The organism is Mesorhizobium cantuariense (genome assembly GCF_042647205.1).
Classification (GTDB): domain Bacteria; phylum Pseudomonadota; class Alphaproteobacteria; order Rhizobiales; family Rhizobiaceae; genus Mesorhizobium; species Mesorhizobium cantuariense.
In genome coordinates, this window is sequence record NZ_JBHRVD010000001.1 from 1564024 (window position 1) to 1588176 (window position 24153).

The 24153-nt window shown below is 59.3% G+C and carries 17 protein-coding genes; 9 read left to right on the forward strand and 8 right to left on the reverse strand.

Features of this window, described 5'->3' with window-relative positions; genetic code table 11:
• Window positions 1-579: 579 nt before the first annotated feature.
• A complete protein-coding gene (locus ACFOJ9_RS07305; protein WP_378978053.1) occupies window positions 580-2610 on the forward strand; it encodes a sensor histidine kinase in 2031 nt (676 codons plus the stop codon).
• Window positions 2611-3340: 730 nt separating this feature from the next.
• A complete protein-coding gene (locus ACFOJ9_RS07310; RefSeq protein ID WP_378978055.1) occupies window positions 3341-3970 on the forward strand; it encodes a LuxR C-terminal-related transcriptional regulator in 630 nt (209 codons plus the stop codon).
• A 155-nt stretch (window positions 3971-4125) separates the two neighbouring features.
• On the opposite strand, the gene ACFOJ9_RS07315 is transcribed toward ACFOJ9_RS07310, so the two are convergent.
• A complete protein-coding gene (locus tag ACFOJ9_RS07315; RefSeq protein WP_378978057.1) occupies window positions 4126-5208 on the reverse strand; it encodes a hypothetical protein in 1083 nt (360 codons plus the stop codon).
• Between the two features lie 462 nt (window positions 5209-5670).
• On the opposite strand from ACFOJ9_RS07315, the gene ACFOJ9_RS07320 reads away from it, so the two are divergent.
• Entirely contained in the window at window positions 5671-6351 is a 681-nt protein-coding gene (locus ACFOJ9_RS07320) for a sugar transferase (RefSeq protein WP_378978059.1), read from the forward strand.
• 124 nt (window positions 6352-6475) lie between these two features.
• Here ACFOJ9_RS07320 and ACFOJ9_RS07325 read toward each other — a convergent pair whose 3' ends face one another.
• Entirely contained in the window at window positions 6476-6724 is a 249-nt protein-coding gene (locus ACFOJ9_RS07325) for a hypothetical protein (protein WP_378978061.1), read from the reverse strand.
• A 404-nt stretch (window positions 6725-7128) separates the two neighbouring features.
• Between ACFOJ9_RS07325 and ACFOJ9_RS07330 the strand changes: the two genes are divergently transcribed.
• The 6 genes from ACFOJ9_RS07330 (at window position 7129) to ACFOJ9_RS07355 (ending at window position 12890) form a co-directional block, all read left to right on the forward strand.
• On the forward strand, window positions 7129-8406 hold the full coding sequence (locus ACFOJ9_RS07330; protein WP_378978063.1) for an O-antigen ligase family protein: 1278 nt from the start codon (window positions 7129-7131) through the stop codon (window positions 8404-8406).
• Between the two features lie 47 nt (window positions 8407-8453).
• Window positions 8454-9287, forward strand: a complete 834-nt coding sequence (locus ACFOJ9_RS07335; RefSeq protein ID WP_378978065.1) for a hypothetical protein — start codon at window positions 8454-8456, stop codon at window positions 9285-9287.
• Window positions 9288-9295: 8 nt separating this feature from the next.
• Entirely contained in the window at window positions 9296-10300 is a 1005-nt protein-coding gene (locus ACFOJ9_RS07340) for a hypothetical protein (RefSeq protein WP_378978067.1), read from the forward strand.
• A 101-nt stretch (window positions 10301-10401) separates the two neighbouring features.
• A complete protein-coding gene (locus ACFOJ9_RS07345) occupies window positions 10402-11562 on the forward strand; it encodes a PqqD family peptide modification chaperone (RefSeq protein WP_378978069.1) in 1161 nt (386 codons plus the stop codon).
• The gene (locus tag ACFOJ9_RS07350) at window positions 11559-12554 is read left to right on the forward strand and encodes a nucleotidyltransferase family protein (protein ID WP_378978071.1); all 996 of its coding nucleotides are present in this window, start codon (window positions 11559-11561) and stop codon (window positions 12552-12554) included. The genes ACFOJ9_RS07345 and ACFOJ9_RS07350 overlap by 4 nt, the downstream gene beginning before the upstream one ends.
• An 81-nt stretch (window positions 12555-12635) precedes the next feature.
• Window positions 12636-12890, forward strand: a complete 255-nt coding sequence (locus ACFOJ9_RS07355; protein WP_378978073.1) for a hypothetical protein — start codon at window positions 12636-12638, stop codon at window positions 12888-12890.
• A gap of 203 nt (window positions 12891-13093) precedes the next feature.
• Here the strand turns inward: ACFOJ9_RS07355 and ACFOJ9_RS07360 are convergent, their stop codons facing one another.
• From ACFOJ9_RS07360 to ACFOJ9_RS07385, 6 genes are all read right to left on the reverse strand, one after another.
• Window positions 13094-16549: a hypothetical protein gene (locus ACFOJ9_RS07360; RefSeq protein WP_378978075.1), complete on the reverse strand. Its 3456-nt coding sequence runs from the start codon at window positions 16547-16549 to the stop codon at window positions 13094-13096.
• Window positions 16550-16687: 138 nt separating this feature from the next.
• Window positions 16688-18190: a lipopolysaccharide biosynthesis protein gene (locus tag ACFOJ9_RS07365; RefSeq protein WP_378978077.1), complete on the reverse strand. Its 1503-nt coding sequence runs from the start codon at window positions 18188-18190 to the stop codon at window positions 16688-16690.
• A gap of 178 nt (window positions 18191-18368) precedes the next feature.
• Window positions 18369-19247, reverse strand: a complete 879-nt coding sequence (locus tag ACFOJ9_RS07370) for a sulfotransferase family protein (protein WP_378978079.1) — start codon at window positions 19245-19247, stop codon at window positions 18369-18371.
• Window positions 19248-19608: 361 nt separating this feature from the next.
• A complete protein-coding gene (locus ACFOJ9_RS07375) occupies window positions 19609-20976 on the reverse strand; it encodes a polysaccharide biosynthesis/export family protein (RefSeq protein WP_378978081.1) in 1368 nt (455 codons plus the stop codon).
• A gap of 133 nt (window positions 20977-21109) precedes the next feature.
• Window positions 21110-22330, reverse strand: a complete 1221-nt coding sequence (locus ACFOJ9_RS07380) for a glycosyltransferase (protein WP_378978083.1) — start codon at window positions 22328-22330, stop codon at window positions 21110-21112.
• A gap of 188 nt (window positions 22331-22518) precedes the next feature.
• On the reverse strand, window positions 22519-24150 hold the full coding sequence (locus tag ACFOJ9_RS07385) for a hypothetical protein (RefSeq protein WP_378978085.1): 1632 nt from the start codon (window positions 24148-24150) through the stop codon (window positions 22519-22521).
• Window positions 24151-24153: the final 3 nt, after the last annotated feature.

Sequence of the window (24153 nt, forward strand, 5' to 3'; positions counted from 1 at the left end):
AGTACGCTTGGCACCGCAATTGCGTTGATAGGTGTGGGCTGGGGCGAGGGCCCGTCGCCTCGCAAATGGGGCGGCGGGTCTTTAGTCAACGAGGGTTTGGATGGAGCGGCCCGGCACCCCTTGTTGGGATGGGGCTAGGACACCGGGCCTAACCGACGGGCAGTTTGTGAGAAACGGCGCCGGGGGCTGGGGGACTATATGCGATCATGCTAAATATGCGCAAAGCATACGAACGAAGTATGAGAGCAACAATTCGGGGGTCAACCGATGGAGAATAAGCCGGTGACGACCGACGTCGGGAGCATATTCGAGAAGCCACACTGGCGCTGACTAAAACAGAGGGGGAGTAGGGGAACGGCGGCGACAGCGTAGGAATGGGGCCTCTCGCTTTCCGTTTTTCACGGCGCGCTAGAGCCCCACCGCTTTTGTGCTGCTTCCTGACTGTTTTGCTGATCTGGCACATCGCTGCTTCGGAAGTAAATCCCGTCGCCGACCGCCTTCGGTTCGCCATAGCTAGCGCTTGTCGTTTCGCCGCTTGCCGCTATGCTTTAGCGAATTCAAAAATAAGAGGGTACGGGCGTGCTTCGTCGATCGGCTCGAGCCCATCTGCTTGGTCTTATCGCCGCGGCAGTTCTGCCGGTCTGGCTGTTCGCGGCATATCTGCTCGTCCAGTATGCACTGCAACAGCAAACTCGCTTCGAACAGGACGCGTTGCGGACGGCACGACAAGTCTCGCTGGTGGTCGAGGCAGAGCTTGTCAACCTGCAGACCATTCTTGACGGTCTCTCTAAATCGGCCACTCTCGCCAACGGCGATCTGAAAGCGTTTCACGATGAGACGAGTCGCCTTGTGCAAGGCACGGATCAGGTCCTCACCTTGAATGATGCCGGTGGCAATCAGCTGACCAACACCGACATCGCGCAAGGTGAGAATTTGCTCCTCGTCGAACCGGCAACGGCTGAAGAGAGTGAAAAGCTGAAGTCCGCTGGTGTCTTGGTAAGCAATGTCTTTGCGGACCGGGGCTCGGGCGGCTATCGCGTTGCTGTCTCACGGCGAGTACTCGGACCCAAGGGTGAACAGTGGCTTCTTTCGATCTCGGTTCCGACTACCCGCATTCGCGATGTCATGCTGCCTGCCGTGCCAGAGGGCTGGACGGTCGGGATCGGCGATCGCGGCGGCAATTACATTACGCGGTCCACCCAGCACGAGAAGGTGACCGGCAAGCCAGGACTGCCCGAATATGTGGACAAAATCGTCGGCTCGGCCGGCAGCTTCAAGTCTCGCAATTTCGAGGGCGCGACGCTGCTGGCGGGTTATTATCGGTCAACCTACTCCGGTTGGTTCTACGCGGCCAATGTGCCGCTTTCGGATGTACAGGCGCCGCTTTGGCGCTCGCTCGCGGCGATTTGTGGAATAGGCCTTGCAGCGCTGCTGCTATCCCTTGCTCTTGCCTACGTCGTTGGAAAACGACTGACCGAAGCCACCATCGATCTGGCTGGTCGCGCCGAGGCACTTGGCCTTGGCCGTGAGGTGGAACCGATGTCCACCTCGGTCGCCGAGTTCGCCACCGTTGCAAAGGCGATGGTCGATGCAGAGCGAGCAATCGCGAAGCGAACGCGCGAACTGGAGACTGTTTTGGAAACGGTGCCAGCGGCAGTTTGGTTCACCTATGACCCTCAGGCTCGCCAGGTTATTCGCAACCGCTTTGCAGCGGAGCTCATGGGGCTGCTGACCCGCAAGTCGTTCGGCACGCCCGACCGCGTCATTGACACCGTTGCAGTCAAGGATGGTCACACGGTTACTCGTGAAGACCGTCCCTTGAGCAGGGCAATGCGCGGCGAGACTATCGACAATCAGGAATTCGCCTATACGCTTCCATCGGGCGTGCAGCGCCATTTGCTCTCCAGCGCGCGTCCCATTCGCGATCCGGGTGGTTCCATCATAGGCGCCGTGCAGATCAGTTTGGACATTTCCGAACGCAAGCGCGGCGAAGAGCAGCGCCAGTTGCTGGTCAATGAACTCAACCACCGTGTGAAGAACACGCTGGCTGTCGTTCAATCCATCGCCAACCAGACGATTCGCAACGCCTCCGACCTCACCGAGGCAGGACTGAACCTGTCCAGTCGGCTCGTCTCGCTGGCAAAGGCGCATGATATTCTTACCCGCGAGAATTGGAGCGGCGCCGATCTTGCCGATCTGATCATGAACTCGATCAAGCCGCACGCAGCGCTTGACCGTTTCCAGATTAGCGGAGAGGACGTCTGGCTTCCGCCAAACGTGGCCTTGTCGTTCGCGTTGGCTCTTCACGAGCTTGCCACCAACGCCATAAAATACGGGGCGCTGTCGAATTCAACCGGGACGGTTTCAGTTGCCTGGAACATTGTCGGCGATGACCGCGTTCGCCATCTCGAGCTTGAATGGCGTGAGGAAGGAGGTCCCCCCGTCGCCCGGGTTGTGCGCAAGGGATTTGGCACACAGTTGCTGAAACGGGTTTTTGCCTACGACTCCGCCGGCGGAGTCGTCCTGGATTTCGAGAAATCCGGACTGCGTTGCATCTTCCATCTGAATCTCAGCGAGGCGGAAGCAGCCGACGACCGGCTTTTGCCTTAGGCAATGTGTTTGGCGTTGTACACGTGCCCGACGAGGGGAAGGCCGGGACGTGGCGGTCTTCCGGCCGGCATGGGTTACGAGCGTTTTTCTGGTCCTCCGCGCAATCTCCTTTTGGCGTACGACGAATTAGGGTCGAGCAGCATGGGGACGCGCTCGCGACGGGAGTGTGGCACCGGCAGCGGTCAGTGCGGTTCTAAAATCGCGGTCCGATTCCTTCGAATCGCAAGTTTGCGCTCTTAGGTCGAGACAATTCCGCATACACTTTTTGGTGTTAAATCAGGCTTACGCAATTCCAGGTTGTTATAGGGCCTGGTATATTAGCTAGCTAAGATATAATTACAAATTGTTAACCAGGATTAATGCGTCTTTTCCACAGCATCGTAGTATGCCGTCCAGGTTGGGTTACCTCTAAAGGGCAGGGAAGCCATACGTCCGTGCGTTGGGGCGGCGTATGCCCTACTCCTTGAATCCATTCCTAAGATCTAAACAGCCCTGACACACGATAAACGAGCGTATCAGTTCACGCCCTGACAAGCTTTGCGAGGGAGCCAAACCAAGAGAGAGAAGGCAAAGTCAGCGGCGGAGAGGAGCAGGTAAGTCAATGGGACACCTCCAAACTTCCGATTTTTCGAATGACGCGACAAGACCGCTACACAACGGGCATATGCCGGACGCGAATGGCCTTAGCAGGTCCGATCTCGAAGAAGGACATCGAACCGAAGGCCTTGTCATGATTGTCGACAAGCGAGCACTTGAACGTGAATGCCTTGCTCGTGGTCTTATCGAACACAATCCCACTTTGCGCGTTAGCGCGGTAGGATCGCTCGACGAGATCCAGCATATTGCCGGGGAAGCGGAGCCGTCCGCGATCCTCGTCATTCTTGGCGCCAGAAAGGTCTCCGACCAGAGTGTTCAGGTGGAACTTGCGCATTTCATTGCTAAGATTGGCGCCGTACCCGTAATCGTCGTGGTGGATTCCGACGAGCCGGGGGAGGTTCTCGCCGCACTCGAATGCGGCGCCCGAGGCTACATTCCCACAAGCGTGAAGGTGAAGGTCGCTGCCGAGGCCATTGGTCTCGCTCGCGCCGGAGGGATCTTTGTACCCGCCAGCTGCGTGCTGGCGCTTCGAGAGATCATCCACTCGGCCGCAAACGGTGCCCGCCCGCTCGCCGGCATGTTCACCATACGAGAGGCTGCGGTCGTGGAGGCGCTCAGGAAAGGCAAGGCGAACAAGATAATTGCCTACGAGCTCAACCTCTGCGAGAGCACCGTCAAGGTCCACATCCGCAATATCATGAAAAAACTGAAGGCTACGAACCGCACGGAGGTAGCGTACAAGCTTAGACAGATGTTGCTTTGACGGCTGCCTCGATCGGTCGTTGCCCTGACGCTCTGGCAATACAACTGCTGGATGCGTAAAAGGCGGGACCACAGGTTCGCCGTTCTGATCTAAGATTCCGAAGGTCGATCGTCTCGTCCAAGCCTTTTCGCGAAAGAGGCACGCTTGGCGGGTGTTTAGGCACGCTCCCGGCCAACCGTCGCGGACCCTGCCTTCACCAGAAATCCAACGCTGTCCCCTCCGAGCTCCGCGCCCCGATATGCGGCTTCGGCGGCCTTCAGCCCTCCCGTCAGTCTGCGGACCAGTGGAGCCGATCCGAGTATATCAAGTGGAAGGCCTAACTGACCGCGGGTGGGTCGCTTCGGTGGCCAGACCCCGAGGCCGAAATAGCTGGCGGCCGAGCGATCGATCCCGCCGCTGAACTGCACCAGCAGCGCTTGGCGCGAGGTCCGGGCAATACGGCCTAGGCTGTTGATGTCCATTGGTGGTTTTTCGGAGGGCCTCATCGCGACCACGATCACATCCCATGCATCGTCGGTCAGGAGCACGGGGTGCGAAAAAACACTTACTCTCGCCCCACCCTCGCGTAGCGCATGCTCAAGCGATGGTGCACAGGGCGTGTCGCAGACGATGGCGATCCTCGCGGCACGTTGATCGACACCGGCATCGCCGAGCAAGATGCAGCATAACCGCGCGAATTCAGGCAGCAGGTTTATGGCTGGGTGACTGAGATTGGGAGCCGCAACTTTGATGCCGGCCTCGTCACAGGCGTCGAAGTCCACGACGCCCGGCCGAAGCTCCCATGGTTCAGCCATTAGCGAAACAACCGCATGCGAGGGTAAGAGTTCGATGAGCGATCTCGAAATCGGCCCGACCTGGAGACAGTAGGTAACGAGGTCGACGTCCTGCCATTTGCGGCTGTCGATGTGGTTCGTCACTTCAACGCGTTCGGAGACCTTGGCGTATTTGGCGAATGCCAACGTCGCGTCTGCAATTGCCGCCAGGCTCGGATGTCTGGAGGATATGCGGGTGAGCGCAACGACACGGCTGGCATTGGCGAGCGCCGCCACCGTGGCAGTCACTGCTTGGTACCCTGTCGTAGCGCCAACGACAACGGTGAGGCCAGAGAGATCGAGATCAAGCAAGGCTATCTGCTTGCGCACGATAGCAAGCACTCCGGCAATGTCGATTTCCGCGACATCACCAGCAAACGACCTTGCGGGAAAATCACGTGATGAAGGCATCAAGCTGGGCACCACGTTGCGCGCTCCCACTATCAGATAGGCCGGCGATGTCCTTTGAGCGGATCAACTGCCTGCCGGGTCTCGTCTCAGTGCATGCATGTGCACTTCCTGCATTGCATTGACGGACGCCTTAGCGGCCCTGCGCATTTAGCAGACGTGATCCCTGTATATTCTATCCTCGCCAGGAGCGTGACGGCCTGAATTTGGTTGGCACTCCGACCTCATGGTCGCCGAACGAATTAGAATGCAGGCTCCGGCAATACAGCCGAACCTGCCCGATCTGCTACCGCAGCAAATGGATGCAGGTATACGCCGTTTGATCAGAAGGCTTACCGACGCTACGCCAGCGACGCGCTTATCAGGCTAAGGGGGTAACGAGCGCAGGGTATGGCGCTACCTCCTTTGCTTCTCTTGCCGAGAATGACAAGCCGCTGTGAAGTTGGGCAGCAATACCAGCAGCGTTTCTTGGTGAAACCCGTGACAATCAGCGCATTTGACTTAAAGCGCCGCAGGCGCGGCATCCGCATCGGCCAAGACGTCCATCCGCTTGGAGGCCGGCCCAAGAGGATGATGGACATGACTATCGCGTTGGTCGCGCTTATCCTCGCTGCTCCGGTCATGCTGGCGGTTGCCCTGTTGATATTGGTAACCGACGGGGGACCGGCGGTATTCTCCCACACCCGGGTCGGGTTCAACGGCAAGCGCTTCGCCTGCTACAAGTTCAGGACCATGATGGCCAACTCGGAGCGGGTTCTGGCCGACTATCTCGCGAGCAATCCCGAAGCCGCCAAGGAGTGGGAGCAGAATTGGAAATTCAAGAAGGACCCGCGCATCACATTCCTGGGGCACATTCTCAGGAAGTCGAGCCTGGATGAGCTGCCTCAACTCATCAACGTGCTACGCGGCGAGATGAGTTGCGTCGGCCCTCGTCCGGTCGTTCCCGACGAGCTACAACGTTACGGCTCCTGTGCGATCGACTATCTAAAAACCCGGCCTGGGCTAACCGGCCTGTGGCAGGTGACGGGCAGAGACGCAATGGATTATCCCAGTCGTGTCTCTATCGACAGCCGCTATGTGCGGGAATGGTCTCTATGGGCCGATGTCGTCATTCTCGTCCGGACTGTCTTCGCCGTGATGAAATTCGACCGTGCGTCGTGATTAAAGCGCATCGCAAATTCTTGCCCTCATGCATGTCTTTGCCCCAAAACCGCAGCGTGCTTTCGCGACCGCAATGGCGAACAGGTTGCGGCGCCGGGCGCGGCGAAATGGCAGCCGTGGACCGTCACTGCTCACGTGACATGCCACGGTGCCAGATGACGCCAAGGAAGAGGCCAAGCAAGTAGGCGCACTGCAGAACGACAACGAGAAGCAGGATTGAAAGCAGATGGTGCCAATTAAATACACTGCCGATGCCGCCTGCAACGACGCCGCCAACGACAGTCACCGCGGTCATGATGATGAGCGCAGCTGCTCGAAAACGAAATCCCAGCAAAATGCCGATCACACCGACGGCGACAAGGCCCCAAAGCACGGCGATCTCCTATGGGTGGAAGACTCAGTGTGCCATGCCTAAGTCTCCCACATCTGCGAATCGGTACCAACACTCAATCCGGCTGCACCTCGCTGACGCTCGATCAAGTGGCGGGAAATCGCTGCAACGCCGCCGCTTTGCACAAAAGGCGTAGGGCACCCTGTCCCAATGCCCCCTTTTCGCTCATTTCCTTGTCCACCCGCCGAGCCTACGCTGCTCGTAAATAGGTAATGCGGAGATTCACCCGCCGTGCGGCAGCATGTAAATGAATCATAATCCGGGAAGGGACGCTGAGCCTGTGTTTATCAGTGTTGCTATTCAGGACAACAAGGCGCTGGACGGTGCGCATCGGGGCACGGCTGCGTCGGCGCGAAGCATAAAGCTTTCGGTGTGACATCCCATCTATGCTGCAGGCATCCGTTCTTTTGCTGATCGTGTCCATCTGGTTCCCTGGCGCAACGCGGATTGCCGGAACGGATGGCTCGCTTTCCTTCTTGCTGGCTCTGTTCTGCGCCCTCGTAAGTATCGTTGCCTATGCCGAAACGGCAAGACGCCTGCATCGGGCCGAAGCGGCCTTGGCGACTGCGGTGCTGACGATATCTGCTTTCATCATCATTCTGTCCCTACTGTCGATGCTCTACGCAGACAATCCGATCAGGACGATGCGCGCGGTTTTCGCACAAGTGTTTGGTTTCGCTATTATTCCAGCAGTCGCAGCGATCTCCACGAGACCAAAGGGTCTCGTGGCAATCGACAGGGTTGTGATGACGATAGTCATCATGAGTGTTGTAACATCCTGTCTTGTCGCAATCGGGCTGGGCGATGCCAGATTCGCCGATCGGGCGGAAGGCTATTTCAAGCACTCGAACCAACTCGGGATCGCCTTATCGGCTGGTCTGCCGCTTATCGCCGCGAAGATGGTCTCATCTCGCAAGCATCGAGTTCTCCTCTTAGGCTGCCTCGTTGCGGTGCTCTTGGGTTTGGTGAAATCGGGTTCAAAGACAAACTTCGTTCTCGGCGTGGCAGGACTCGGTGCTTTCTTTGGGCTATACAGTATATATCTGATAAGACGAAAGCAGAGCCCAATAAAAGTAATCGTGGGGACCGTTGCCGCTCCGATATTGCTCCAAGTGAGCCTGGTGGCATTGCAGTCCCTGAACCCACGGGCTTACAACCTCCTGGCCCTTCAACTTTCCGGAGGCGAGGCGCATTCGGTGGTATCGCGGCAGCGACTGTGGTCTATATCGATGGATCTCGGCCTGTCGCATCCGTTCATGGGAGTGGGGGCAGGGCAGCCGGTGGGTGATATCGCTCCCCATAGCCATAATTTGTTCATCGACTTCTTTAGAACACTGGGAGTGCCCGGCGTCGCGTTGGTGTCGATGATGGTTCTCTTGGTCATGGCATATCTGGTCAGCGCCGTCCTCAGCACATTGCTTGGCAATGACAGGGGCGACCACGCGACGGAGGTGAATGTGATGGTGCTCGGAACATCGGTTTCCGTGTGGAACTACATCCTCGCAAACCAGATGAGCGACTCTTTCGGTCCGTCAACGGCGGCTTTCTTCTGGCTGCCGTTGGCTTTGCTCATCTTCTACCGCGGCATGCAACGATCACTGCAGACCGATCTTGAGCGTCCAAAGTTGTACGCGGTGACCGGGTCCCAGCTATTTCAACATTGAGCTGTTTTTTCAATCTTCCGAGAAATCAACTTTACCACCTGAATCCAATGATTACGCACACAGTTCGTGACCTGACGGCAGGCTTGCCGACAAGCGCCGAACCATGCGCGCTTCAAACAGACATTCGATTTGTGGAATTCTTTGGTCTTCCCGGGATTGGAAAGACAACCGCATCCACCCTGTTAGCGAACGGCTTGCGTCGGTGCGGTCCGTTGGTCGGTGATGTGCGAATAGCGTGGGAGACAAGAAATTTCATCGGCCGCCAGATCTATAGGATCGGTATTGTTGCACCAAGATTTAAGGATCGTGAGTTTCGCTCCCTGTTCGCGCGAATTGCACGCTTTGTCATCGAAAGCGGGCAATCATCAATTGTCGATGCAGCCAAAGTCATCTGGAACCTTTCGTTTCTGGTTGCCTATGTCCAAAGCGAGAGACCAGAAAAAAATACTATTACTATCATGGATCAGGGTCTGTTGCAGGGGTTCTTGTCCATCTTGCTCAAGAGCCGGCATCGGGCAACATCCGAGAAGTGGCTTGATATTCTGTTCGCCATTGGCGTGCACGACATAGCTTTTGTCCATCTGCGCGGCGAGGTCGGCGTGGCACGAGATCGACTTCAGAAAAGGGGCGATCGGTCCTCGCGGATGCAAAGGGCATCTCCTGACCGCGACTTTGATCTCTGGTCGACGGCGGACCGTGCTTGCCGCGAGATTGCGGCCGATCTTGAGGGGGGGATGGGGACGGAAGATCACGCCGGCGTACTGGCGGCGGTCGTCGTGGAAAGGTTTGCATCACCCGAAGACGTCGCCGAAAGGGTTCTCGATGCTGTGCTTCTGGCCTGCCTCGAACGGCATCGGCTGTGCGATTCGGTAGGTCAATGAGCACGAGAATGGACCGCCGTTCATTCATGGGCGTCGCCGGCTTGTATCCTGTAATCGTCCTGTTGCCGGGCTTGTGCCAAGCCCAAGGTGGACAAACGCCGGAAGGCAAGGAGTTCGTTCTGGCAGGTGAGTATGGCTTCGAACAGCAATCGATCCGGAATCTCCAGCCGGGAGCAATTATCAACGCTCGCAATGCTGCCTTCACAGTTGCCAACAGCAGAAACAGCGATCCCAGCGCGATGATGGGCTGCGACGAGGGGTCGTTGCCGGTCAATCGCTATCCCGTCGTCATCCGCAACTGCCCCGGCGTTCGCTTTATCGGCGGCCGCTTCGACGGCCAGGTGCCGCTAACGTCTGATTGGCGGGACACCTACTGCAACAGCGCGGCTCTGCTTGTCAGGGACGGAACCACCGACGCGACAATAGAGGGTGTGCGTGCGCGTCGCTGCTGGGATGGTATTCGTTTTGCCGAGCACGCCGACGGCTTTCGCCTAAAAGGGTGCTGGCTCAGCGAAATCAGGGATGATGCGGTGGAGAACGACTATCTCCTCAGCGGTATCATCGAAGATTGCCTGTTCGACGGATGTTTCTCGGGGATCAGCCTGGATCCTGCGTCTAACGAACGGGACGGAACAGGGGAAACGGTGCGGATCGATGGATCCCTCATCCGTATGCACGCCTTTCTCTCCAAGGGCGAAATCACACATCAGGCGCCGATCAAGGCTGTCGATCAGTCACCCAGGTTGAGGATCACGGAATCGGTTTTTGCATTGGCTGCGGCTAACATGCGTGGATTTCGTCGCCTGGAACGAACATGGAGGCTGACGATTGAAAGCCGGGACAACGTGTTGCTGTGGCTGCCCGACGATCCAATCCCTTCCGCATTGCCGCTGCCGCCGTCTGGTTTCAGATTGCTGACGGGCGCCAACGCCCGCGAATATTGGAACAAGGCGCATCGCCAGTGGATCTCGGCGCATCAGGACGTGGTCCGGTTCTCCGACGAAGTGCTGTGAGAAGTAGCAGCCGTCGGCAATGATTATCCGAACTGCGAAGGCAGTGGCTCTCGCCCTTTGAATGCACCTGCTTTGCAACAACAGCTTGGACCGTCACCGCGATGAACCAGCACGAGACGATTGACAGAAACGTGGCATCAGGCCCCGCCGATCACAGTCCTGGGACGTTTGTGATCCAGGGGCGGTTGGTACGCGTCAGAGGACAAAACATCCTGTTCAGCCCATCCCAGCAGGCCATTTTCGCCGTCAACGATACTGCTGCCGACATCTGGCGCTCTCTGGAAGAAGGCATGCCACCGCAAGCCATCTCGGTCGAGATGATGCGCAATGGCATTGATAGGCTTGAGGCTAACAGGCATGTCGAGGCTGCGCTTGGGGATTGGCAGCGGCTGAACCTGATACGGCCCTGCGCGCCTTTGTCTACTTCATCAGCTCAAAAGCCTGTGAGCCAGGTGGTCGCCGTTGCGGGCCTCAACATACGCATCGTCTATCCGGCAGCCTGCGCCTATCCCGCGGTCACCGTATTTCGGCACCTTGAGGTCCAAAGAGAGACTGCCGACGTTCTGCTCGAAGTGGTCGAGCAAGGGGGGAGGGTCCATCTGTTGCGGGATGGCGAATGGATTTTGTCGTGCTCTCTCGACGAACTACCCGTCATGCTGAAGGGGCAATTGCTGACCGAGGTTCTGGATTACGGCGCCTATGAACTTGCTCTCCATGCGGCAGCGCTTTTCAGAAATGAACGTATCGTCCTTCTTTGTGGCAATCCGGGCGCGGGCAAGACAACGCTGACCTTGGCATTGGTCCATGCAGGATTCGGCTTTGTCGCCGATGATGTGACGCTGCTGGACTCTAGGGGGCATGGCGTCGGTCTTCCGTTCGCCCCAGCAGTCAAGGCAGGAGCATGGCCGCTGCTGGCCGAATACTGCCCCGACCTCGATGCCGTCCCAGTCTGTCGCCGCCCAGATCGCAGGCGTGTACGGTTTGCTGTGCCCGAGGCGTTCGTGCCCTTGCCTCCCGCTCCCCTACCTATCGGCTGTGTGGTCCTGCTCCGTCGAGGTCGCGACTCGAAAGCTAGCCTGGAGCCGGTCGATCCAACTCATGCATTGCGCGGTCTTCTCAATGGCGCGCTTGCACCCGGCGGAGAGCTGAGCGGCACCGCGTTCGACGTCCTGATCCAACTCATCGCATCGGCGGAAACCTATCGCCTGACCTATTCGAGGCTTGATGATGCAGTACAACTGATCACGAAAGCGTGCCGATGATCAGCAGGGGCAACGCGCTTGAGGCGTTGATCGCTGGACTGCGCGGTAGTCCGACCAACCGGACCGATTGGCGGGCCGTGATTGCTCTGGCGAATCACACTCTGCTCACCCCCGATTTGTTCTCGTCGCTCGCGCGCGCCGGACAGATCCACCATCTTCCGCAGGACGTGCGCGAGTACCTTCAGTTCGTTCACGACTGCAATCGGGAACGGAACCTGCGCTTGCGTACCCAACTGCGTGAAGCTGTTGCGGCCCTCAACAGCCGCGGCGTCGTTCCGTTCCTGCTCAAGGGGGCCATTCCCCTGTTCCTTTCGCCGGCCGGCCGGGTTCCCAGCAGGATGACGAGTGATCTCGATCTAGCCGTGGAATTGCCCGAAGAGACGATCGCCCGAGCCTGTCTTGAAGAGCTTGGCTACGTCGATGTGGCGGGCGCTCGAGGCATGGCCCGCCACCAGGACGCCGGAATGCTGGAACTCCGGACGAGCCGGGCGAACGGCTTTGCCCCCCCCAAGCTCGTCCGCCGGGACGGCCTTCGGGTGAAAATTCCTCCCGCTCAGTCTCGCGCCCTGCACTGGGTGGTGCACGACCTTCTCAAGGAGGGAGATTATTGGCGCGGAAGGATAGATCTCAGACACCTTCACGATCTGGCACGCCTGGCGGAAAGCGAAGACGTGGACTGGACGGCACTGCAGGCATCCATGTCGGATCGAAGCGCCCGCAATGCGCTCGACACCCAGCTGCTGGCCCTGCACCATTTCTTTGGAACCAGAATCCCGGCAAAGTCTGGACAAAGCCGGATGGTCCGTTTCCAGCACTGGAGGCGCATCTTCACGGCGACCCACCCCATCATCGGTGCCCCGCTGCGCCTGGCCGGCAATTTGGTGTGGGGGACATGGCGGTTTTCACGTGCCTACGGTTTGGCGCGACGTGGACCGTCCGACCTCTTGCGTCGCATCGCCCGCACGCTTTTCAACCCTCGCACGAAAATCTAAGCCTTTTGGAGAACTAGAGCCCCAGTATCACAAAGCATAAACTCAATCTCTGAACTTGAGACAGTTGTGGAGAGGTTTGACATGTCAACTGAAAGCACAAAACGCTCGGAACGGATTCAGGAGACCCTGGTCTCGGAGGCTCAAGCGCGCCGTGACTTTCTCAAGAGGGCGGGGCGTTTTGCGGCGGTTACGCCGCCGGCTGTGACGCTTTTGCTCGGCACAAGCTTGAACTCCAGGGCGATTGCCAAATCGGGCGGATCGCGCCCGGGCAACGGTTGGGGAGACAAGAACCATATTCACGTCGGCCCTCCCGGCCAGGTGGGTAAAAATAAATAGTTGCGAAGGACGAAGAGCCTTAATCTTTCAGGAGCAAGCCCGGATCGCTCGTCGCACCCAGAGTGCCGCGAGCGGCTCGGGCATTTGTTCGCCCGCGCCGACGCGCCTCACGTTGCATTGAGCATCATCGCTTCGGTACCCACTCAACCTTTCGGCCGGCGTGACGCGCGCCGAGCAATTGAACCATCGCGCCGCGCCGGGGTTCAGACGATCAACCAATCATTGAAATGGAATTCATAGATCTTGCCGTCGTTCTCGGTTGGATTCGAGTCATTGTCCACGCCCCGATCGACGATATAGAGGCTCGTATGGCTCGGATCATCGCTGCTCGGCGCCAGCGCCAATCCCGCCGGTTTTTTCGCGTCGGCCGAGGAGATATCGAGCGTATCCAACAGCTCGCCTGTCGTTGTCACCATTGCCACCGAGTTGCGCGACTGAATGATGTAAAGGAGGTCGTGGACCGGGTCGTATGCGATGCTTTCGTCCGAGGGAGTTCCCAGCGCACGAGCAGAAAAACTCGTCACGATGTCATCGCCGCCGGTACTCGCGACGCCGTCGAATTTGCCGTTTTGACCCGGTGCGACGGTGTAGATCGTCTGTGTCGAGCCATCCGCGACATACAGGACGCCACGGTTGGTATCATAGGCAATGCTTTCCGGATCCGTGCTGCCGAATGCCGACGTCTTGAACGAGGTCACGATGTCGTCGGACGTGTTGTAAAGTCCATCATTGCCGGGGTTCAGTTCGTACACGCTCTTCGTGCCGGTATCGTCCGCGAAGAAGAGATGGTGGTTAGCAGGATTATAAGCGATCCCGGCGGGCTCGTCGGAGAATTTGATGGATGTGAGCGTTCCCACCAGATTGCCGCTCAGAGTCGTTTGGTAGAGATTCTTGCCGGTAAAAATGGACATCTCCTCGACTTCGCTGTCGGCAACCAGCAGCGTGCCCAGGTGGGAGATATAGACGATATCAGTGGGGTCGGGGCTCGGCGGCGACCACAGCGAAGTCAGGATAGTATGTGCCAGGGTCACCGACGTCGGCAGCTGGTTGGCCGTGACGTTGAGGTTGAAGGCATGGGTATCGATGCTGCCGTCGGACGAGGTGGCCGTGACGGTGAGGGCGACCGACGGCTCGGACTGGGCGTTGAGCGTGCCGGTACTCGAGCGCGTGATGACACCGGTGCTGGAATTGATGGCGAAGCGCGGGTCGCCGATGCTGTAGGTGACCGTCGAGCCGGCATCGGGATCCGTCGCCGAGGCGGTGATCCCGATCACCGTGCCGGCGGCGGCGTTCTGGGTAATCTGGTTGACGGCGGTGTCGGCATCCGGCGAGGAGTTGAAGACGACCGGCTCAGCGCTGTTGAGGACGGCGAGGCTGAAGGCCCGGTTGGCGGTGCTTCCGTCGGACGAGGTTGCCGTCACTGTCAGATTGATCGACGACTGGGTCTCAAAGTCGAGCGCGCCGGTGGCTGAGCGCGTGATGACGCCGCTGCTGGAATTGATGGCGAAGCGCGAGTCATTGATGCTGTAGGTGACGGTCGAGCCGGCATCGGGATCCGTGGCCGAGGCGGTGATCCCGGTGGGTGCACCTGCCGCGGCAAGCTCGGCGATCTGGTTGGCGGCGGGGTTGGCATCCGGCGAGGAGTTGAAAGCGACCGGCTCAGGGCTGTTGAGGACGGCGAGGGTGAAGGCCTGGTTGGCGGTGCTTCCGTCGGAGGAGGTTGCCGTCACCGTCAGATTGATCGACGACTGCGTCTCGAAGTCGAGCGCGCCGGTGGCCGAGCGCGTGATGACGCCGCTGCTGGCGTCGATGGCGAAACGCGCATCATTGAGGCTGTAGGTGACGGTCGAACCGGCATCGGGATCCGTCGCCGAGGCGGTGATCCCGGTGGGTGCCCCTGCCGCGGCAAGCTCGGCGATCTGGTTGGTAATGGGGTCGGCGTCGGGCGGCGTGTTGAAGGCCACTGGCAGCTGGTTGGCCGTGACGTCGACGTTGAAGGCATGGGTATCGATGCTGCCATCGGACGAGGTGGCCGTGACGGTGAGCACCACCATCGGCTCGGTTGCAGCATTGAGCGTGCCGGTGGCCGAGCGCGTGATGACGCCGCTGCTTGCGTTGATGGCGAAGCGCGAGTCGTTGAGGCTGTAGGTGACGGTCGATCCGGCGTCGGGATCCGTCGCCGAGGCGGTGATGCCGATCGCCGTGCCGGCGGCGGCGTTCTGGGTAATCTGGTTGACGGCGGTGTCGGCATCCGGCGAGGAGTTGAAGACGACCGGCTCAGCGCTGTTGAGGACGGCGAGGCTGAAGGCCCGGTTGGCGGTGCTTCCGTCGGACGAGGTTGCCGTCACTGTCAGATTGATCGACGACTGGGTCTCAAAGTCGAGCGCGCCGGTGGCTGAGCGCGTGATGACGCCGCTGCTGGAATTGATGGCGAAGCGCGAGTCATTGATGCTGTAGGTGACGGTCGAGCCGGCATCGGGATCCGTGGCCGAGGCGGTGATCCCGGTGGGTGCACCTGCCGCGGCAAGCTCGGCGATCTGGTTGGCGTCGGCGTCGGCGTCGGCCGGGGTGTTGAAGGCCACCGGATTGCCGGATACAGGCAGCAGATATTCGATGTGCAGCAGCGGAGCGCTGGTCGGCGAATATTCGTAGGAATCGGCCGTGCGCGTGCCGGTGCCGCTGACCATAAATGCCATGTCGTTGAGCGCCGCCCAGCCCGAGCGGTTGACAATCTCCTGCACGATCGCCGACAGGTCCGGCGAGCGCTCGGCCAAGCCGTGGGCGCCCACCGTGGTCCACGGGTCCGGCGTCCAGGCGGTGGAGGCGTCCGTCGTCGCGCGTGAGGACACGTTGAAGCTGACACTGGTGAAGGCGCTCGCGTCGTCGGCATCTTCGCCCTTGATCAGCAGCGAGGTCGCACCGGTCTTCACCTCATTGGCCTGGAACTGGATGTAGGCGCTGGTGATGATGGCGCCTTGCGGGATGTCGATGCCGGTGAAGCGGATGCCTACCGTCTGGCGGGTGCTGCTGTCATAGCCCAGCTCCAGGTCGTTGATGTTGCTCGAGATCGAGCCCGAGCCCTTCTCCTCGACATCGTCGCCGGCGGCCGCCACCCTTGTCTCGAAGATCGGGTCGATCGCACTAGAGCTGGCGGCGAGGAGGCTGCTGGTGACCGCGGCGTGCGTCGAGACCGTGCCGATGTCAGCAACTGCCTCAGGGGAGGTAGTGGAGGTGGAGGTCAGAAAGCGGTCGGCGTGACCCATTTCCACATTGTGCCATAAGCCAGAGACCTTCGCCGTTAGCCTATCCAGAAAGGTGCTGTCCAGATGAATGCCAAGTCTGGCTGCCGCCTCGGTGAGGCCAGTCAGTTTCAATCCGCCGTCGCTCCCCCATGTCGGCGTGATCCCATGCGCGGAGACGAGATCGAGCTGGTTCGCGGCGGAATCCAAGCTGGTAGTGTGACTGCCCTTGCCGGTTTCGGCAGCGAGCCCATCGCCAAGATCGGAGAGCACGCGAGCCGGCTCGCTACCGCTCGCTGCTCCGCTCGGCTGGGTCCAATTGTCGATGTTCAGCCAGTCGCCTTTGATCCAGGCGTCGATGCCGAACTCCGTCATCAAGAGTTTCGCGGCACCCCAGGGAAGCTCGGCCAGTTTAGCCATGTTGGATTTCCTTTCCGCATTTTTCTCGACTAAGACCGGAATCGCGACGTGCCCGACAGGGCGTCAGTTCCGACACCCAGATCGAGCATGGCGACGGCAACGCAGCGCACGAAAGCCGCGGTCAAATGTCTGCGTTGATCAGTCTGTTGCCTTCTTCATCCTGGGCCAGCCGGGCGCTACCGAGGCGAGCAGGCGCAGCAGTGATAGCCCGTCCCGCCCAAGGAACATTGACGGCAGGATCCAGCACAGCAGCAAGCCGCCGGCAGATGCCAGCAATGCCGTATCGATGAGCAGGGGAAGCGGAGATAGATGGAACTCGCGCAGCCATTCCACGAGTGCCCAGACGCCGGTTCCGACAACGCCCGCGAGCGCGAGCCCGGGCAGGTGTGCCACAAGGAAGTCCCCCCATGTCATCCCGGTCACGCGGAGGCTCAACTGTGCCATCAGGAAGAAGTTGATCCCGAAGGCCGCGCCGACGCCGAACGCCACGCCCTCTATGCCCCAGAATTGCCCTATGAGGGAGCCGGCGAAGACGCCGATGGTGAAAACCGCCTGGCGCCAGGCGCGAGCGTAGACCGTTCCTGTTGCGCGCGAGACGGAATCGCTAAGCTTGTAGCTCGTGCGGAACAGCATGCTGAACGCCAGGATCTGGAGCGGGGCGACAACCCCTACCCATCCCCGCCCGAGAATGACCGCAACCAACTCCGGCGCGACGATCGCCACGACCACACTGGCCGGCAGGACAAGCAGAGCGCAACCCGCGACTGCGCTGCGATAGGCACGAGCAAGCCGCGCGGGCTGCTCCTGGACCAGCGCCATGGTCGGGAACAGCACCCGATCGAGAACCTGACCGACGATGACCGCGGGCGTCGTCATCAGCTGTGACGACAGGCCGTACAGGCCAAGCGCATCGGCGCCGAGCCAGCGGCCCACGACAAGCTTGTCCGCCTGGGTGGCGAGGTAATTGCATAGCCGGGCAATGGTGAAACCGCTTCCGAAATAGAGCAGTTCGCTGATGGCGCGCCGCTCCAGCAAAGGCCGCATCGGATGCGGCTGGCCAGCGAGCAGCACAACCATGCGGATGAATTGCTGGATCAGGAGCGCGCCGACAAGGGCCCAGATGCCGAAGCCAAGCCAAGCCAGGACCGGACCGGCAACGACGTAGCCCGTCGCGAAGGCGCAGGCATCGACGAGCGCCAGCCAGCGGAATCGCAGCGCGCGCTGAGCCGCGGCCAATGCCACCATGGAAGCCCCTTGGAAAAGAAACACGAAGCAGATGGCACGAACGACCGGAGCCAGATCGGCGAGTCGAAGCAAGCCGGCAATTGCCGGTGCCATCGCCCAGACCAACGCGAACACAACGAGGCCGAGGAGGCACGACAAGGTGAACCCGACCCGAAGATGCCGCTCTTCCAGCACAGGTCGCTGGACGATCGCGGGGGTAATGCCAAGCCCCTGGAAGATCGCCGAAAACTTGATGACGATCAGCGCCGCGGAGTAAAGGCCGAACTCATTGGGCGAGAGAAGCCGGGCCAGGATGAGAAGAGCGACAAGCTCCGCGACCGCGAGGGCGCCCATGGACAGGGACGTCCAGAACATGCCCACGACACTTTGTTTTGCCAGCCCCCGGTTTTTGCTCACGCTTTTCTCCAATCCTCGGCCGACCCAAACAGGCGGCAATTGCGTCTTCCTGGGGTTCGCCGAGCGACACGACTAGATTGGGTGATGCTCGGCGACGCGCCCGCAGCCGCACGACGTCACGATCGCATTGGTCACGAAGGGCCCCGGCTGTGGTGCCGCCCGTCCTGGCGCGCCTTACCTACTGAAGAAGCGAGGGAATTTCGTAGCGATAGAACTCCATCTCATCCCGGACCTCCGGTATGATCGCGGTTAGATCCTTCCGTTCGAGGCGGAGCCATTTCTGCTGGCGGCCGGGGTCGATCATCTCCTTGGCCTGGCGAGCGATATCGTCGGTGCAGTTCAGCCCGCAATGCTCATAGACGCGGCGCAAGACCAACTCGGGATCCTGTATCAAATCCTCATAACGAAAGGACAGCACGCGGCCGTTGCCCAGCCTGGCGAGATCTTCTCGAGCCTTTCGATTGCCGCGTGCCCACTGGCGCGCGATCACCGTCAATTTTTCATTCTCTTTCAAATCCCGATCTATTCCGTTGTAGCGCGGCCCATAGATCGATGTGTATTTTCGCCCCAACAGCCTTTTTGTGACCACCTGTTTTATAATATCTTTTACATAATAATGGATCTGCGTCACGGGAGTGATTTTTAAGAGGCGTATTAGACCTTTGAAAGACTTTGCTCTCTGCCACTTAAGCTCCATAGAGCTTATGTATGAAAACGGATTCCTCGTAATATAGAGAAATATGGCGTCCGGAAAAATCTCGTGGACAAACGGCACGCGCAAGACGTTGGCAGGCGTGTTTTCCATGATTTGTCGGTCGCCGTGCCGCGACTGGTATTCAAGGAACCGGCCACGAATGTAACGAGCGACTCTTTCGGTGGCATCGGTTTCGCCAAATTCGTCATGGCGCCGCGCCGGGTCGGCATATAGCCACAATGTTTTTGGCTCGTACCAGGTAACGATGTCGGGGTGCAGCCCGATCAATTTTTGCGCAATTGTAGTGCCTGACCGATAGTTGCCGATCAGAAAAATCGGAGGTTTCAGCTGTGTTGCTGTCATGACAAGTCTCCGTCGCTAAAGGTGAGCCAGAACTGCACTGGTCCGCACGACAAGCTGCGCCGCGCGGCTATTGGTCCCTGAACGCACGCATCATCTGGTCCGTCAAAGGCTTCATCAGGTAGGAGAGCACCCTGCGGTCGCCAGTGCGTGGCTGGATGTCTCTTATCGAGGGCTTTGCGCCGGCGTTCGCGAAGGCACCTGGCAACCCGCCCCTTCGCCTTGCCTTGCGGGCGGCTACCATGGGCAGCAAGCCCAGGCTGCGATCGCTAGCCCAAGGCACAACGAACGCAGGAGCGTTGCGAAGCGACGACCGTAGCCCTGAAGCAAAGCCTTGTCCCGAGGAAGCGGGCACGTGTTCGTGCTATTGGCCGATAATGCTTGGCTGGAGGGCGGGGCCTTCCGCATTTGGGGCCACTATTGTTCCCGAAGTGTCTGGTGCGTAGAACCCTTTGTTGGCCACAATCGAAACCTCGAGGACATCGCCAGCTCGGACTTCCGTGTTTTCATCGGCGACGATGTCGTGAGCGGCTTTCTGGTCTCGCCTGAAAATCGAAATCTTCACGGAACCTTGCAAGTCGTCGAAGGTCCTCTGTTCGCCATATGTAAAGATAAAGAGCAGTTTGTCGGCAACGTACCTTATTTGACTTTGAATTTTTCCCAGATCGACCTGCGTGTCCTGGGTTTGCGAGATCAAGTCCATTTCATAACTCTGCTTCTTTTTTCTCAGCTCGCTCTCCGAGTTCAGCATCGCCTGCTGCGCCTGCTCCTGCTGCAGTTCAGTCTGCGCAAGTTCGGCGCGATAGCTCGTATGGGCTCTTTCCGCCGTCATGACATTCGAGTTGGTTATCAGACCTTTTTCCCGCAGCGACCGGGCAGACTGCAGTTCCTCGAGTTGAATGTTCGCAGTCTTTTCGCGTTCCTTTCGCGTGGCAGCGACCATATCTGCTTCCTTCCTGGCCCGATCCACCGAGATTTCGAGGAAGGAAATGTCATCCCGATATGCGGCAAGCCGGGCGTCCAGTTGCGCTTGTTCGGACGCTATGATGTCGGCGATCAAGTGCCCGCCAAACTCGACCGGCGGATCCGCCGGAGCAACGAAGGATTTGTCCCCCCGGCTTTCCGCCTGGAGCCGGGCGAGCCGAATCTTCAGACGATATTCTTCGATCGCCAGACCTGCGCGCGCGCTGCGCAGATCTGCTATTTGCAGGGCGGGCTCCATGTTTCCCACGGCGGTAGCCCGAAAGCCACCTGCTATGGCGAGTGCATGGCGAACCGTTATTCCGGGTTGAAACGGGTACGATCCGGGATGAGCCACCGTCCCGGAAATAAAGAATGGCCGGTACTGACCGATCTCCACTTTCACGAAGGGCTCGAGGATGAGCTTCTGCTGCTGAAATGCACGCTGAATGGCCTGCGAAAGGGCAACGGTGGTGAGGGCGCGCGCCTGGATATCGCCCAACATGGGAAGTGATATCGAGCCCCGATCATCGACCACGACTTCCAGCGGATAGGATTCCTCGCCAATCACGGTCACCCGCAGGACGTCGCCGGTGTCGAATGTATATCCATCGGCACGGGTTGCGTCTGCCGTGAGCAGGACAAAGGCAATGGCGAGGCCCCCAATCATTGCGAGCATACGGCCGGCCGCGGGTTCGGATCTGGGAAATAGCCGTCGGCCCCAATCCTTCATTCGCAAAGGCTGGGAAGGAAATTGCTGGTCAGTACGCATCGTTGTACTCCGGTTGTCTTGCTTGCCGTGAGGACCAATCGACATTCGTCGGCTGGAACGTGACAGCAGGGTATTCGGTGGGTTCGAGAAGTAAGCCTTGGAAATCCGCTCTCGGTCGAACGAGCAAAAGGGATCAGAATCCGTGCAGTCCCAAGGTTTGCTTGGCGAGGCCATCGCGGATTCGAACGTCGTTTGGCCTTGCGGCTGAAAGGGCCGACTCAAGAACGGACTGATAAATCAGCTCGACCCTGTCGCACATGGCATCCAGTCCCCAGGACGAAAGGTCGGTGAGTTTCGCGCTGTCAGCCAGTCGAGCGCGGTAGTGCTCGTTTTGGAGAAGATCGGCGACCGCTCCCGCTGCGGCGCCCACGTCCTCTGCAGGCGTCACAATTCCATTCACGCCATGCTTGACGACCTCTTCCACTCCCGGCAAGTGCGAGACCACACTGGCTCGACCACCCGCCAGATACTGCATCATGACCCGAGGCAATCCTTCTCGCATCGATGTCAGCACACACACATCCGCCAGGCTGATCAGTCGTTCAGGCTGGCAATGGTAGCCGATCATGCGCACGTTGTTTGCGAACGGGGATCGTTCAATCGCCGATTCAACAGCGGCTCGAGCCGGCCCTTCACCGGCCAGGAGCAGTCGTACGTTCGGAATTCGGTCGACCACTTGCCCAAACGCTTCAATGAACTCGACATGGCGTTTTCTCGACTCCAGTGCAGCCAGCATCAGGACCACCGGTGGCTTTGGCTCTCCGACAGCCGTCCCCAGGAGCAGATGCGGTTCTTGCGGCCATTGCGCGTTCGCGAAGCGGGTCAGATCGAAGCCGGAGTGGACGACGTGGTGCTGATCGGGGTTGCCCAAATGGTTGGCGACGCAAATGTCGCGCATAGCCTGGCTGACATCGATGAATGCGCGTGTGAACTTCGCGGCCAGGCGTTCGGCACCCAGAAATATCAGCCTCTGTGCGTTTCCCACATGCATGAAAGGCAAAATGTGCACGCCATGGATGATGCAAGGGATATTGGCTTCCTTGGCGGCAAGGCGGCCGACGATGCCGGCCTTGCTTTGATGTGTGTGCACGATGTCAGGCCGCCAATCGCGCATAAGGCGAGTGAGTTGCCCAAATGCAGAAATGTCACGGGATGGCGAAATCGAGTTGATGAGTTTTTCAAGGGTCACAACTTGAATGGCTTCGGCAGCGGACGCCCGTAAACTCGGATCATACTCCTCGCCGTGGACCAAAAGCACTTCGTGGCCGTGCCGGGCCTGAGCGAGACAGCAGGCCAATGTGTTCTCTTCGGAGCCTGCCCGAAGCAGTCGGGTGAGCACATGAACGATCTTCATTAGCTTATACCTCAGGGGACAGGAAATCCGGGGCAGTGCATCCCGTGTGAAAGATCGCGCGCATCGAGCGGGAGCGTTCGGCAGCTCCTTCGGCGGGATCGACTGTCGCTTGGCGCGATCGTGGCAAGGCTGCCTGTTCGCGTCTGCTATGGTGTTGAATGTCGGCGGTTGAGGCGCCAGCTCTGTCTCTACAGAGACAACCAGATATGCCTGAACAGTTCCTGGCCGACCGCCTCTATGCCGGCGCTCGCGTCAATGGTTCGGATGTTCTTGTCCTTGGCTCGCAGCTCCGCCATCAGCGATAGCCGCGCATCGAACGCTTCTTTCCTGATTTCTCCCGGCTTTCGCTGCTCGGAGACGGCAAAATCCGATACGAGATGCAAAGTGAGTTGTGGCCGGCATTCTGCCATCTTCTGATAGAGCCTTTGCTCGAGGCGGGCGAGAACTGACAGGCCTGGGACGGAGAACAGGTGCGGCGGGATGGTTGGCCCATCCAGATATCCTCTACAGAGCGCCTGCGGCCACCTGTCACAAATGACGATCAGGCCGCGCGTCGCCCATCGATGTGCACGTTTCACGACAGCATATCGCTCAAACGCGATCAAAACTGCCCACAATGCCAACGCGGCGGCGACAACTCCCCCCTTCGACCAATTTCGGCTGAGGGAATTGTTGCTATCGCGCTGGGCCAAGGACTTAAGGCGGCGTCTATGGGGAAAAACCAGAGACTGCAACGCCTTGCGAAGCCACCACCCATTGCCGTCTCCGATTCCGACATATGCTTGCGCACACCCGAATTTCCATCGAAATATCCGTGTCAGCCGATCAACCTGAGTGCTCTTCCCCATGCCATCAGGGCCTATGAGCGCCACCACAATGCCACCAGCAGCAGGCCGTCTCTTTGGTGGAAATCTGCCGGGCATCAAGCGCTGAAGGAACCTCAACGCGAGATACGAGGTTTTGCGGGCCAGATGAACGCCGGCATCGGCGACTCCGTAACGTCCCGTGAAACCACACATTTCTCGGATTGAACGCCGAAGCCTGGCAAGATCTCTGCGGTGCGCGACCAAACCGTCGGCGCTTTGCAGAAACCTGCAGCTCGCCGTCCTCTCGCCGCCAAGCGAGTATTCCACGACATGCAAGCCTTGCTCGCCTGACGGAAGTGGCAGGCGTGCAAATTGGTCCCTCCACCCATCACCGACCGTGGTCCATTGTCTCCAAGGCAGTGCCCAGGCCCTAAAGGCGAAGCGGGCAATCGCTATCCGGATCTCGTCTTCGGGAGAGACGACCGGAATCGATACGCCGTCCACACAAACCGACTCCCATCGTGTAATCGCCGCATAGTCGAATACCGGATATCGCTTGCGAAACTCCCAGCCGACCCGGACCCCGATATGCATGTCGAGATGGAGATAGCAGCCACGCGAAAAGTCGGGCAGGAACCAGTCCTCTCGGCCAGCGCAGACATTGTCGTAGCAGGACAGGCTCACGCCGCGACAGCCGTGCAGCTTGCTCACGATCGAGCAGAAGACCGGGTAGTCGTGTTTGTCCAAAAGAACGTCCAGATCGTCCCGGCCCGCAAGTCCGTTTTGCAGGGATGCGAGATCCTGAATTATTCCGTACTTCAGGCCGCCCTCATTGAATGCTCGAAACAGTTCGATGGCGATCGCCAGGGGCGGTACCGTTTCGAGGGCCAGGAAGGGGGCGCTTGCGTCAATTTGAGAAAGACCCGCATCTGCTTTGCTGCTCGACGGGCTTGCCCCAACCACCCTGGCTGGCGCTGGAACATTCACCCCCGGCGTCAACGCTTCGGCCAGCATGCT